Annotated in this window: 12 protein-coding genes; 5 read left to right on the top strand and 7 right to left on the bottom strand. The window is 60.9% G+C overall.

The genetic code is table 11. The features are described 5' to 3' along the window. Positions 1-298: 298 nt before the first annotated feature. Positions 299-874: a GcrA family cell cycle regulator gene (locus ACR0AI_RS10905; protein ID WP_170719371.1), complete on the bottom strand. Its 576-nt coding sequence runs from the start codon at positions 872-874 to the stop codon at positions 299-301. 125 nt (positions 875-999) lie between these two features. Between ACR0AI_RS10905 and ACR0AI_RS10900 the strand changes: the two genes are divergently transcribed. After that, positions 1000-1803 carry an ABC transporter permease gene (locus ACR0AI_RS10900; RefSeq protein ID WP_170554600.1) on the top strand — a complete coding sequence of 268 codons (804 nt, stop codon included), beginning with the start codon at positions 1000-1002 and terminating at the stop codon, positions 1801-1803. On the opposite strand, the gene ACR0AI_RS10895 is transcribed toward ACR0AI_RS10900, so the two are convergent. After that, positions 1785-2675, bottom strand: coding sequence for a DMT family transporter (locus tag ACR0AI_RS10895; RefSeq protein ID WP_480674080.1), 891 nt, complete (start codon positions 2673-2675; stop codon positions 1785-1787). The two genes, ACR0AI_RS10900 and ACR0AI_RS10895, sit on opposite strands and share 19 nt — an antisense overlap. 301 nt (positions 2676-2976) lie before the next feature. Here ACR0AI_RS10895 and ACR0AI_RS10890 point away from each other — a divergent pair, with 301 nt between their 5' ends. After that, positions 2977-4164 (top strand): acetylornithine transaminase, encoded by a 1188-nt coding sequence (locus ACR0AI_RS10890; protein ID WP_480674082.1) that lies wholly within the window; start codon positions 2977-2979, stop codon positions 4162-4164. 69 nt (positions 4165-4233) lie between these two features. Then, positions 4234-5160 carry an ornithine carbamoyltransferase gene (gene argF, locus ACR0AI_RS10885; protein WP_480674084.1) on the top strand — a complete coding sequence of 309 codons (927 nt, stop codon included), beginning with the start codon at positions 4234-4236 and terminating at the stop codon, positions 5158-5160. Here argF and ACR0AI_RS10880 read toward each other — a convergent pair. Both ACR0AI_RS10880 and ACR0AI_RS10875 read right to left on the bottom strand, forming a co-directional pair. Next, positions 5157-5756: a ferric reductase-like transmembrane domain-containing protein gene (locus ACR0AI_RS10880; protein ID WP_480701322.1), complete on the bottom strand. Its 600-nt coding sequence runs from the start codon at positions 5754-5756 to the stop codon at positions 5157-5159. The two genes, argF and ACR0AI_RS10880, sit on opposite strands and share 4 nt — an antisense overlap. Before the next feature lie 5 nt (positions 5757-5761). After that, positions 5762-6241: a twin-arginine translocation pathway signal gene (locus ACR0AI_RS10875; protein ID WP_480674086.1), complete on the bottom strand. Its 480-nt coding sequence runs from the start codon at positions 6239-6241 to the stop codon at positions 5762-5764. Between the two features lie 283 nt (positions 6242-6524). Between ACR0AI_RS10875 and ACR0AI_RS10870 the strand changes: the two genes are divergently transcribed. Together ACR0AI_RS10870 and ACR0AI_RS10865 are read left to right on the top strand one after the other, a co-directional pair. Next, entirely contained in the window at positions 6525-7487 is a 963-nt protein-coding gene (locus ACR0AI_RS10870; RefSeq protein ID WP_170640329.1) for a pirin family protein, read from the top strand. A 74-nt stretch (positions 7488-7561) separates the two neighbouring features. Next, positions 7562-8536: a 2-dehydropantoate 2-reductase gene (locus ACR0AI_RS10865; protein ID WP_480674088.1), complete on the top strand. Its 975-nt coding sequence runs from the start codon at positions 7562-7564 to the stop codon at positions 8534-8536. 62 nt (positions 8537-8598) lie between these two features. Here ACR0AI_RS10865 and ACR0AI_RS10860 read toward each other — a convergent pair whose 3' ends face one another. The 3 genes from ACR0AI_RS10860 to hrpB form a co-directional block, all read right to left on the bottom strand. Next, positions 8599-10077, bottom strand: a complete 1479-nt coding sequence (locus tag ACR0AI_RS10860) for an inorganic phosphate transporter (protein ID WP_480674090.1) — start codon at positions 10075-10077, stop codon at positions 8599-8601. 81 nt (positions 10078-10158) lie between these two features. Next, complete coding sequence (locus ACR0AI_RS10855) at positions 10159-10617, bottom strand: NUDIX hydrolase (RefSeq protein ID WP_480674092.1); 459 nt, start codon at positions 10615-10617, stop codon at positions 10159-10161. A gap of 163 nt (positions 10618-10780) precedes the next feature. Then, positions 10781-13231 carry an ATP-dependent helicase HrpB gene (hrpB, locus tag ACR0AI_RS10850; RefSeq protein ID WP_480674094.1) on the bottom strand — a complete coding sequence of 817 codons (2451 nt, stop codon included), beginning with the start codon at positions 13229-13231 and terminating at the stop codon, positions 10781-10783. Positions 13232-13329 lie beyond the last annotated feature (98 nt).

Here is a 13329-nt window from a genome sequence, read left to right as displayed (position 1 = left end):
GAACACTGATGCATGCCTACAATAGCTGTGTAATTCTGGCTGCGATTAGACGGCTTCTGCACGCTGGGCCTGTTAAATCAACGCAACCATTTGCAACGCCGCAACGAACAGCAACTTCGTCCGCGCATCCGACGCCCCGATCTAAAACACCCTTGCAGAAAGCTGCGAGGGTGTTTTTCTCGTAAGTCCCCGTTACGCCTAGCGTTTTTTAACTTCGCAACACTTCCGATAAGAGGCTCAGAGAAACCCCGTACCCTTCCCACATTCCAGAATAGAAATACGGTTCTGGCGTTCCAAATCACCGACGGCGGTCGCGGCGCGAGCTCATGGGTTGGAAGGCCACGCCCACATGCGCCTCGCAATAGGGCTTGCCTGCTTCAACCGGCAGGCCGCAGAACCAGAAATCCTCGGTTGCGGGGTCGCCGACAGGCCATTTGCAGGTTTTTTCGGTCAACTCCATCAGCGTCAGCTTCTTGGCTTTCTTCTCAACCTCGTTGACCTTGGCCAGTGCCTCGGGGCTGATCTCATTCGCCGAAGGCTGCGGCGGCAGAGGTTGACCCGCCGGGATAATCTGACGACGGGCGGGAACCGCGGGCTTCGTCTCCGCTGCCGGGGCAGGGGCCGGACGCGCGGGTTCGGTCTTGGGGGCGGGCTTTGGTTTCGCCTCGGCCTTAGGCGCGGGTGCCGGTTTTTCTTTTGGCTCAGCCTTGGCGGGCGTTGCTCCGGTTGCGCGGTTGGACAGGCCCAGACGGTGGACCTTGCCGATCACCGCGTTGCGGGTCACGCCGCCCAGTTCCTTGGCGATCTGGCTGGCCGACTGGCCCTCGCCCCACATTTTCTTCAGCAGTTCTACGCGCTCGTCAGTCCAGGACATCGGTTGCCTTTCAAAAGCGGAAAGCGGCCCCGGATTCGGGCCGCCTTGGGAATTCATCTCAGCGCCCTATTCTAATCACTGCGGGCCGAGTTACAAGCGGTCTTCGAATCAGTTAAGAGGCTCTCATGCAGAATCTTATGGATCAGGACGCGCGCCGGTTTGGCGCGGTCAATTGGATGGGCCTCTACACGCTGGCCAAACGCGAAACCCTGCGCTTTATGGCGGTGTGGACCCAGACCCTGCTGGCCCCGCTGGTGACGGCTGGATTGTTCCTGTTGATCTTCACCATAGCCATCGGCCCAAGCCGGCCTGACGTGATGGGTGTTCCGTTCCTGATCTTTCTGGCGCCTGGTATCATGATGATGACGGTGATCCAGAATGCTTTCGCCAATACCTCGTCTTCGATGGTGATCTCGAAAGTGCAGGGGAACATCGTGGATACCCTGATGCCGCCGCTGTCCCCTCTGGAGATCTTACTGGGCTATCTTGCAGGCGGCATCGCGCGCGGCGTTCTGATCGCCTGTGTCGTGGCCCTCGCGTTTCTGGTGTTTCTATCGATTGCGCCGCAGAACCTGTTCATCACCCTGATATTCGTCATCTTGGGCGGTGCCTTCATGGGCGCCTTGGGCCTGTTTGCGGGGATTTTTGCCAATAAATTCGACCAGATGGCGGCGATCACCAACTTCATCGTCACGCCATTGGCCTTCCTGTCGGGTACCTTCTACTCGGTCGAGGCGCTGCCGCCTGTGCTCAACAAACTCAGCCACTTGAACCCAGTTTTCTATCTGATTGACGGGCTGCGCTATGGGATGATCGGAGTGTCCGACAGCTCTCCGTGGCTGGGAATGGCAGTTTGCACCGGGGCGACGCTGTTCGTCGGTGCCGTGACCTGGCAGATGTTGCGCACAGGCTACCGGCTCAAGGCCTGACGGTGAATGGTTTCGCGCCAGACCAGAATCAACGCGCCTGTCAGGATGATGGATGAGCCGATGATGCTGATCCGATCCGGGATCACGCTAAAGATCGCAAAGTCGTAGAACGCCGCGAAGATCAATGTGGCATAGCTGATGGGCGCAACGAAAGAGGCATCGGCGCGGGCCATTCCGTTGACGAAACAGGCCTGCGCGCAGGCCATCAACCCCCCGATTCCGGCCAAAGCTGCCCATTGTGCAGGGGTCGGCGCCTGCCATACTGCAATCACCGCGACCGACGCGATGGATAGACCCAATCCGTTGTTCACCAACAGAATCTGGATCGGAATCTCGCGGCCTGAGAGTTTTTTGATGAAAATCAGCTCCATCCCGATCACTGCGGCCGCCGTCAGGGCCAATAGGGCGGCTGGTTGGAAACTGGCAGGCGTCGGGCGCAAGAGAATCAGTGCCCCGGTCAAAGCCACCGCTGCGGCCAGCCAACGCCAAGGGCCGACACCTTCTTTCAGCAGCGGGATTGCCAGAACCATCGCGAAAACCGGGTTCAGGAAGGAAATCGCCGTGGCGTCCGCGATCGGGATATAAGCAACGGATGCAAACATCAGCGTGATCCCCAGCCATCCGAAACTGGTGCGGCCGATGTGCAACCCCCAATGAGGGCGCCTCAGCGCCGGGCGTAGAACAGCCGTGGCGGTCACGATCACCACAAAAGCAAACAGAAACCGCCCGTGGCTGATCTGCATCGGATGCAGCGCGGGGCCAAGCGTGTCTGTCCCCAACGCTTTGGCCAGCAATGTTGTCCCTGCCAGCAGGGCGCTGGCGGCAAAGATCAACAGGGCCGCAAGGGGCGGGTTCTGAGGCATAGGTGTCATGGCCAAGCGGTGCGCCACAGGAATTGAAATAGCAAGTGTGAAATGGCGGCTTCTCATCTCACTATGAAAATTCAGGGCTTTCCAACTATGGGTCTTCCCAGACTGATCGAACCTCGCTATACGGGCCGCCATGATCAAAACCGCACATATCTTGCGCCTCCGACGCCGACGCCTGACCGCGTAACCGGCCCGTTTGATCTATTTGCGCTGTCCAAATCCGCGCATTCTCCACCAAATCAGTTGACGAACCCGGCCCCCGTGTATCACTCACAGGGCTTAAGCTATCTAAAAGGATGATCCGATGATCCCGTCCGTTCTGCCGACATATAACCGTGCGCCCCTGACTTTCGTGAAGGGCGAAGGCGCCTGGCTGACCGAGGCGGACGGCCGACGTTTTCTGGATCTCGGAGCGGGCATCGCGGTGAACGCGCTGGGCCACGCGCATCCGGCGCTTGTGAACGCGCTAACCGAGCAGGCGCACGCGCTTTGGCATGTCTCGAACCTTTACCACATTCCGCAGCAGCAGGCGCTGGCCGACAAACTGGTCGAGCATACCTTCGCCGACACGGTGTTTTTCACCAACTCGGGCACAGAGTCCTGCGAATTGGCCGTGAAAATGGCCCGCAAGTATTTCTATGACAAAGGCCAGCCCGAGAAGGTCGAGATAATCACCTTCGATGGCTCCTTCCACGGCCGCTCCTCGGCTGGTATCGCTGCCGCCGGGTCGGAGAAGATGACCAAAGGCTTCGGCCCCTTGCTGCCCGGTTTCGTGCATCTCACGTTTGGAGATCTCGATGGCGTCACCAACGCGATTACCGAAAAAACAGCAGCAATCATGATCGAGCCGGTGCAGGGCGAAGGCGGCATCCGCCCCGTTCCCGACGCCGAACTCAAAGCCCTGCGCCAGATCTGTGATGAAAACGACCTCCTGCTGATCCTCGATGAGGTCCAGTGTGGCGTGGGCCGGACCGGTAAGCTTTTTGCCCACGAATGGGCGGGTATCACACCGGATATCATGATGGTCGCCAAAGGTATCGGCGGAGGCTTCCCTTTAGGCGCGGTGCTGGCCACCGAAGAGGCCGCCAGCGGCATGACCGCAGGCACTCATGGTTCGACCTATGGGGGGAACCCGCTGGGCTGCGCCGTTGGTTGCGCCGTGATCGACCAGGTCGCCACGCCTGCCTTCCTCGAAGGTGTCAACCGCAAGGCTGGCTTGCTTCGCCAGAAACTCGAAGGCTTGGTGGCCGACCACCCTGAGGTTTTCGAAGAGGTGCGCGGCACCGGCCTGATGCTGGGCCTGAAATGCAAAGCGACAAATATCGACGTCGTCAACGCGGGCTATGACAACGAGGTCATCACAGTTCCCGCCGCCGACAACGTCATTCGCCTGCTGCCGCCGCTGACCCTGACCGAAGACGATATCGCCCAGGCGATGATCCGCCTCGACAAGGCCGCAACGCAAATCGAAGCCAAACTCGCCACTGCCTGATCCTTCTTCTGTTCACAAATACCTCGGGGGCAGCGCCCCCCGACCGTTGATAGCCAAAAGCGAAACGATATGAACCATTTCCTTGATATCCACAAAACCGGCGCAGCCGACCTGCGCAACATGATTGATCAAGCGGGCGCGATGAAACAGGCCCGCCTTGGACGGCCGAAAGCCGCGCTGGATTATGAACAGCCGCTCAAAGACCATATGGTTGCGCTGATCTTCGAAAAACCCTCGACCCGGACGCGCGTGTCCTTTGATGTCGGTGTACGTCAGATGGGCGGTCAGACCATGGTCCTGTCCGGCAAGGACATGCAACTTGGCCATGGCGAAACCATCGCCGACACGGCCCGTGTTCTGTCACGCTATGTGGATATGATCATGATCCGTACCTTTGACGAGACCGTCCTGACCGAGATGGCCGAATACTCGGACGTACCTGTGATCAACGGCCTGACAGATCGCACCCATCCCTGTCAGATCATGGCCGATATCCTGACCTACGAGGAACACCGCGGCCCGATTGCGGGCAAAAAAGTGGTCTGGACCGGCGACGGCAACAATGTATGCGCCTCGTTCCTACACGCGGCAGGGCAGTTCGGCTTTGACCTGACGTTCACCGGCCCGGCACAGTTCGACCCCGAGGAAGAATTCATGGGTTTTGCCCGTCAGAAGGGCTCGCAAATCGTTGTCGAGCGTGATCCCTACAAGGCCGTTGAGGGCGCAGATCTGGTGGTTGCCGACACCTGGGTCTCGATGCATGACAGCCAATCCGCGAAAGAGCGTCGCCACAACATGCTGCGCCCCTATCAGGTCAATACCGAGCTGATGTCCCATGCTAAGCCGGATGCGCTGTTCATGCACTGCCTGCCCGCCCACCGCGAGGAAGAGGCGACCTCCGAGGTGATGGACGGCCCGAACTCAGTTATCTTTGATGAGGCCGAGAACCGCCTTCATGCGCAAAAGGCAGTAATGCGGTGGTGTCTGGGCGTTTAAGCCCGTCTCCTCACGTCCCAAACACGCAGTTTGGCGAGCGCCCGCCCGCTCGCCAATAGAACCAACGCGCAAAGGGCTGTCTTGGTCATGATCTCCATCGTGCCCTCGATCAGCATAGCGTGCACGACGCTTCCAATGATCGTCACAGAAGCCAGCGTCGTATGCGTTAGCCGCCAGACGCGAAACCGCAAGGCCAAGCGCTGTCGGTAGATACCCAGAAACGCCGCGAAAAAAGCCGCCCACATGGCGATCACTCCCCAAGGGGAAAACGGGGTCGCTGAGACGAAGAGCAACGCATCCACCACATCCGGAGGGCTGGTAATCCAAAGGCCGCCAACATGGATAAAGATCGCCACGATCAACGCAATACCAACCCATCTATGCGCGTGACGGCTGGTCATTGGGGCAAGTCCCGGCAAGATTCTGGCCGCCAATAGAGGTTGCAGCAATAGCAACCCAAGGCTCAAAACCCCGGCAAACCCCGCTAGAATGTAGATGGTGTCACGCCAAGCCAAATAAGGGCTGGTTGCAGCCGCAACCAACGGAACAAGCAACGCCGCCCCAATCCCCAGCCAAATCAGAGCGCTGCGGATCACGTGGCTCAGGCAGGTTGCAGCACGAAATGTGCGGCTAGCGTCTTGTCTTTCGCACTGGACATCACAGGCCGCAGGAACACCGTCTGGAACTCACCGCTGTCATAGGCCAGGTGCCCATGCGGTTGCCCGAAGGCAGGCACGATCTGCGGCATCTCTAGCCGAAACTCGCCATTGGCGTCGGTCAAGGTCGCTCCGTGACTGTGAGGATCGCGCTCGTGCCCTTCGGTCGTGTGCGCCCAGATCTGGATGCGTTGACCGGGCAGGGGCGCTCCGTCTCCGGCGCGTCGCACGGTGCCCGTCATCCAGAACCCTCCGCCACCGATCCGGTCGACGATCGGCGCGCCGGGGCGATAATTGTTGGACCCACCGCGCATAGATGGGGTCGCAGCAAGCCCGCTGGCATGCGATCCCCTGGATAAACCCGTCGCGAGGGTGCCAATGCCGGCAACAATTAAAGACCGGCGGGTTATCTGAAGGCGCGTCATGGAAACTCTCCTGTCATGTGGCCCACATTCTGCCCCGACCTGACAGGCCGGGTTCGCCTTTTCCAAAACATAGCACGCTTGTTTGGAAAACCGAGCGCGCGAGGTCCAAGCGTGGACGATTTAATGTTCACGGCTATGTGAGGGTGCATGGCCCACCGAGCTTCATCGAACCAGACGCCGCACCAAGTATGTGCATAGTTGCGCGATACATGTCGTGAACTCTGCGCTACAGTGCATTCGGGAACGTTAGAAAGTTAGCCCGTCCGACCAAAGGAGATCAGGCATGAGCTGGAACCCGACTCACACCCCCGACTGCGTCACGGAAAACCCGGCGCTTGAGACGTTGATCATCCCGCGTGCCCGCGATCTGGGCGGGTTCGAAGTGCGCCGGGCTTTGCCATCGGTCGAACGCCAACTGGTCGGGCCGTTCATCTTCTTCGATCAGATGGGTCCAGCCGAGTTCATCACCGAAGGCGGCATAGATGTCCGCCCGCATCCTCACATTGGGCTGGGGACCGTGACCTATCTGTATCAGGGCGAGTTCGAACATCGAGACAGTCTGGGTACGCACCAAATGATCTACCCCGGTGAGGTCAACTGGATGGTCGCCGGTCGCGGCGTGACCCATTCTGAACGCACAAGTGCCGAGACGCGCGCCCGCGAAAACAAGCTATTCGGTATCCAGACCTGGATCGCCTTGCCCGAAGCGCATGAGGATATGGCCCCGGATTTCGAACATCATAAACAGGGCGCGCTGCCCCATATTCAGGACAAAGGCGTCAGCGCCCGCCTGATCCTCGGCTCGGCTTATGGAGAGACAAGCCCGGTTACCATGCTGTCCGAGACCTTCTATCTGGACGTCCAACTGGACCCCGGTGCCTCGTTCCCGCTGCCGGATGACCATGAGGATCGGGGCGTCTATGTCACCGAAGGCTCGGTCGAGATTGCGGGCGACAAATTCGAGGCAGGGCGCATGATGGTCTTCCGTCCGGGCGACAAGCTTTCGGTCACGGCCGGGCCAATGGGGGCGCGGCTTATGTTGCTCGGCGGCGCGACCCTCAACGAAGAGAGATATATCTGGTGGAATTTCGTGTCCTCGTCGAAGGAAAAGATCGAACACGCAACGCGGGAATGGAAAAACGCCGACTGGGCGAACGGAGCCTTCCACCTGCCGCCCGGCGATGATCAGGAGTTCATTCCAATCTCGCCGGAACTGGAGCGCACCAAACCCAGACTGGCCCGCTGAACGCAACGTAACCCCGCTCTGGGCTTGCCCCGACACGCCAACCCGGTGATCCTTCCGGCAACGGAGGGATCGGCATGAGGATCGTCGTTGCAGGTGCGGGTAGTATCGGTTGCTTTTGCGGTGCATTGCTGGCTGATGCCGGGCATACGGTCACTCTGCTCGGCCGCGCCCGCGTCTTGGACCCGATCCGAGAGCTGGGGTTGACGGTCACCGATTTCTCGGGTCTCACTCTTACGATACCGGCCGCATCGCTGACGCTCAGCACAGATCCCGACTGTCTGGCCGAAGCCGATCTGATCATCGTCACTGTGAAATCTGGCGCGACCGAAGACATGGCGGCGCTGATCGCTTCGCACGCTTCGCAGTCGGCTCCGGTCCTTTCGTGGCAAAACGGGATGGAGAACGCCCGAACCCTGCGCGCCGCATTGCCTAACCACGATGTTCGCGCAGGGATGGTTCCCTTTAACGTAGTTCCAACCCGCCGAGCCACCTATCACCGCGCCACGTCCGGGGATATTGTCATCCAAGAGGGCCCCGGGTCCTTGGCCGAACAGCTGATCAGTGCCCAGCTTCCAATCACCGAGAACGACCAGATCGAGGCCGTTCAGTGGGGCAAGCTCGTCATCAACCTCAACAACGCGCTGAACGCGTTATCGGGCCTCACGCTAGTTGATCAACTGACGGACCGCAATTGGCGTCGCTTGATGGCCGATCAGATGGCCGAGGCGCTTTCAGTTCTGAAAGCCGCCGGTCACCCTGTCGCCTCGACCACACCGCTACCCGCATGGATGACGCCGCATATCCTGCGCCTACCGACGCCTCTATTCAAGCTCATTGCTTCTAAAATGCTAACCATCGACCCCAGTGCGCGAACCTCGATGGCCTATGACCTCAGCGCCGGCCGCCCCACGGAAATCGACAGTCTGCAAGGCGAGATCATCCGCCTAGGGGAGTCCCTGAACAGACCAACCCCAATCAACAGCGGGGTCGCCGAATTGATCCGTGCAACCCCCACAGAACCCATGCGGCCTGCCCAGATCAGACCCTGATCCGCTCTTCATCTGGCTAAAAATATCCCGGAGCGCGAGGCAGAGCCTCGCAAATCCCCAGCTTACCCAAATGCGGTCAGCATCCAGAATATCACGGCGGACAACACAGCCGCTGCCGGAACGGTCACGACCCAAGCGGCCACGATCGTCATGAAATGCGACCGGCGAACCAGCTTGCGCCGCTGATGCTCTTCCCGCGCCAGTCGCTGCTCGGGTGGGCGTTGGCGGTTGGAGTGTGCCCAGCGTCGGTCGGTATGCCATTCGCGGTAGAAGCCCACACCAAAAACGGCACCCACAGTGATATGGGTCGAGCTCACCGGCAGGCCCAACCAACTGGCCAGGATCACGGTGATGGCGGCAGACAGCGCGACGCAGAAGGCGCGCATCGGGTTCAGCTTGGTGATCTGACTGCCCACCATTCGGATCAGTTTCGGCCCGAACAGGAATAGACCGAATGAAATCCCAAAGGCTCCGATCACCATGACCCATGTGGGAATGGTGACTTTGGCGGCAAAATCTCCGAACTCGGCTGCGTGCACGATAGCGGCGAGCGGTCCGACCGCATTCGCCACGTCATTGGCCCCATGCGCAAAGCTGAGGAAGGTCGCAGAAATCACCAGAGGCAGCCCGAAAAGGGTTTTCAGCGACCTCGTGCGGTTCTCTAGCCCTTGCGAGCGGCGGCGCACCCATGGCACCGTCACGGCCCATGCCAGCAGACCAGCGCCGAGACCGATCAGAACAGCTATGTTCAGATCAATCGCAACGATTTTCTTCAGCCCCTTCACCGCCAGATAGGTGGCGAACGCACCGGCCATCAGCCCAACGAGGATCGGCACCCAGCGCTGTGCGGCTGCAATCTTGTCGTCTTGATACTGGATTTTGGCTTTGATCAGCGCCAGAAACACTGCCGCAATCACGCCGCCCAGAACCGGAGAGATCACCCAGCTGGCCGCGATGGCCCCCATGGTGCCCCAACTGACCGCGCTCAGCCCTGCCGCAGCGACGCCAGCACCCATGACTCCGCCTACGACGGAATGGGTGGTCGAAACAGGCGCGCCCAGCCAAGTCGCAAGATTGACCCACATGGCCGAGGAGATCAGCGCCGCCATCATCGCCCAGATGAACACATTGCTGTTCTGGACCGAGGCCGGATCAATGATCCCCTTCGAGATGGTCGAGACCACATCTCCGCCTGCCAGCAACGCGCCTGCGCTTTCGGCAATGGCTGCAATGGCAATCGCGCCGCCCATGGTCAGGGCATTTGCACCCACGGCTGGGCCCATGTTGTTGGCCACGTCATTGGCGCCGATATTGATTGCCATGTAGGCCCCGAACGCCGCCGCTGCGACGACGATCACGCCACCATCCGCCTGCCCGAACAGAACCGCCGCCGTCAGCCCGGCCAGCGCCATGAAGGCCAGAGCGATGCCTGGCGCCAGCAAGGGGCGGGCGACATGCGCATTTGCTGTCTCGACCCGCGAGATGCGATGCAGGTCGCTATCCAGCGCTTTCCAGCGCGGTTTGGAGTTCGTGTTCGACATGGGCTTGATAAGGTCCAAAAAGAGTGACGCCGGTCCCTACAGGTTTCAAGACCTGAGGGCAACCATGACGCCACTTGACCATTAAAGATGCCTGAGCAGGGCTTTGAGTTCAGGCTCATCGACACGTTCAGCGGCAATCTTCGGCGTCACCCAGCTCCGCTGACGCTGATCTACTTCGGGGAAGTCATCTAGCAGTTTCGTCACGCGCAGATGGTAGACGCTGGTCAACACCGCCTCGACCGAGCCGTCTTTGAGGACCTTGTCATAAGTGAAGTGACCCACTGGCTCATTTTTGGCTTTGGCCTCGCGCACGCCGGCCTCTTCCCAGGCCTCTTGCAGGGCAGTTCCGGCGCCGTCCAGTCCGTCGATCGGCCAGCCTTTGGGAATGATCCAGCGCCCGGTATCGCGGCTGGTCACCAAAAGAACCTCGTGGCCTGATTTGGTCTGACGCGTACAGAGGGCGGCCACCTGCACGCGCTTGGGTCGCTGTATCATAGGTCGTCCGACCTCATCCCAGATTCTCTGCAACTGCGCTTTCATTCTTCTGCCGCTCGGAAAACATCTTACCTCAATGCATGTTCAGATAGTCTTCGGAATTGATGAATGCAACGTAACCTCGGAAAAACGGCTTTTCTTAGGGGTTTGGCGGCAATTTTGTCGCAATTTGGGGGGAATTCGGCAAAATTCGGTGCTTGGTGATGCCTCAGCCGGGCCTTCGTTTGGCCCGCAACGTCGGATCGGCCTGCGTTGGATCTTCGGGCCAAGGGTGTTTGGGGTATTGCGCGCGCATGTCCTTGCGGACATCCGCGTAAGAGCCAGCCCAGAACCCCGGCAGGTCGCGGGTGATCTGGATCGGGCGTTGTGCGGGAGACAGTAGGGTGATCTTCAGCGGTGTGCCTCCGACCACCGGATGGCGCGTGACACCGAACAGTTCTTGCAGACGCACCGAGATTTCGGGCGCATCGCCGCCGTAGTCGATGGGAACCTTGCGGCCCAGTGGGGTGACGAAGGATCCCGGCGCGCGGCGGTCCAGCTCTTGCGTCTGCGTCCAGTCCAGACGGGCCCGCAGCGCGGGCAGCAGGTCAAAGCGCTTCCAGTTCTCTGCGCTACGCACGCCCGATAGCATGGGCAGCAGCCAATCTTCCACCGTGTCGATCAGCCCTTGGTCCGAGAAGTCGGGCAGGTCGACCCCATCGGCACGCGCCAGTTCGACCCGCGCGGCCAGCCGGGCGGCTGCGCCCTCCAACCGCAGCCCCAGATCGCGAACCCCGTCCAACATGGCACGGGCTATCGCGTCCTCGGGGACGTCTTTCCAGATACGGTCCTCTAACGTGATTGCGCCGAGGCGTTCTTGCCGCCGTGCAATGACCCGTCGGTCGCGTTTTGACCAGACGCAGCTGGTCTCCCATCCGATCCGATCTGCAAACAGGGCGCGAATTTCACTTTCGCTGATTTGTACAGCCATGCGCGCTTTCGCCTCGCGCGGGTTGCCGTCGGTATCTATGGCCACCAAATAGGGCGCGCCTGCCAGCGTATCGCCGCTGTCCAGCACAACGCCCTTGCCACCGGACAGCACATAGCGCGGTGCATCGCCCTTGCGCCTTTGACCAATGCGGTCTGGATAGGCCAGCGCGGCCATTGACGCAGGGCTTAGGTCTTCAGCCTCAGATCCGGCCTTCGCCCGCAACCGTTTGGCCTCGGCCTTCACCCGGTCCAACACTCCCATATTGACCTGCCAGACCCGGTTGCGCTGAAACGCACGGGCGTCGCGCAGAGCTTCAAGCCGCAAGGACAGGTCAACCGGAGCGCCCTTCAGCGGATCACGTTCCGCCATCAGTGCGGCCAGAGGGGCTGCCTGCGCCCCCGCCGTAACCAGCATATGACCCAAGCGGGGATGCAAGGGCAGGGCAGCCAATGCACGCCCATGATCCGTGATCCTGCCCTTGCCATCTAGAGCGCCCAGTAGGGTCAGCAGCGCCTGCGCCTCGGCCAGAGCGCCCTCGGGCGGTGCCGTCAGAAATGCCAGATCGCTGGCCTCAGCGCCCCATAGCGCCAGCTCCAGCGCAAGCCCGGTCAGATCGGCGGCCTCGATCTCGGCAGGCGGGTAGGCGGCCAATGCGCCTTCTTCGCCCTTCGACCACAGCCGATAGCATAGCCCGTCTGAAACGCGGCCCGCCCGGCCTGCGCGCTGGGTTGCTTCGGCGCGCGTGACCCGTTCCGTCACCAGCCGCGACATGCCCGAGCCGGGATCGAACCGCGCCCGCCGTGCCTGTCCCATATCGACCACTACGCGGATATCGGGGATCGTCAGCGAGGTTTCGGCAATCGAGGTTGCCAGCACCACCTTCCGCCCGCTCTCAACCGGCGCAATCGCCGCGCGCTGGGCGGCAAAGGGCATGGCCCCAAAGAGAGGGCGCACAACGCAATCCTGTGGTAATCGCCCGGACAGGGCGCTTTCTGCGCGGCGGATCTCACCCTCGCCCGGAAGAAACACGAGGATACCGCCGCCGATGGCGCGGCTGTCCCGCTCGGCCTTCTCGACTAGATCAATTAGCGCGTCCAACCGCCGGCCCTGCGCACCCAGTGGTTTCTCCAGCCATCGCGTTTCAACCGGATAGTTGCGACCTTCCGAGGTCACCAGCGGGGCCTCCATCAACCTCCCCACGGGGTCTGCATCCAGCGTCGCCGACATGGCCAATAGGATCAGGTCATCGCGCAGGGCTCCGGTTACCTCAAGACACAGGGCCAGCCCCAGATCGGCGTTCAGAGAGCGTTCGTGGAACTCATCGAAAATCACCGCGCCGATGCCGGGCAAGTCGGGCTCAGATTGCAACATGCGGGTCAGGATGCCTTCGGTGACCACCTCGATCCGGGTGGATTTCGACACTTTCGCATCGCCCCGGACTCGGTATCCGACCGTTTGCCCCGCGCGTTCGCCTAGCGTTTCGGCCATCCGCTCGGCCGCGGCGCGGGCGGCCAACCGCCGGGGTTCGAGCATCACGATCCGACCGGCGCACAATCCGGCCTCTAGCATCGCCAGAGGCACCCGAGTCGTCTTGCCCGCCCCCGGCGGGGCCTGCAGCACGGCACGGCCATGGGCTCTCAGGGTCTCCAGGAGTTCCGGAAGGGCGTCATCTATCGGCAAACGGCTCATGCGGCCTTATCGCCAAAGCGAGACCCGACGTCCAGAAGCCGCGCAGTTAATCCCGCAGGGCCTCTGGACAAACCACGCGTCGCACATTCATCTAGGGC

The organism is Ruegeria sp. BG3 (assembly GCF_056538485.1).
Note: the sequence above shows the minus strand (reverse complement) of the source record. Positions and strands in the feature narration are given on the sequence as shown.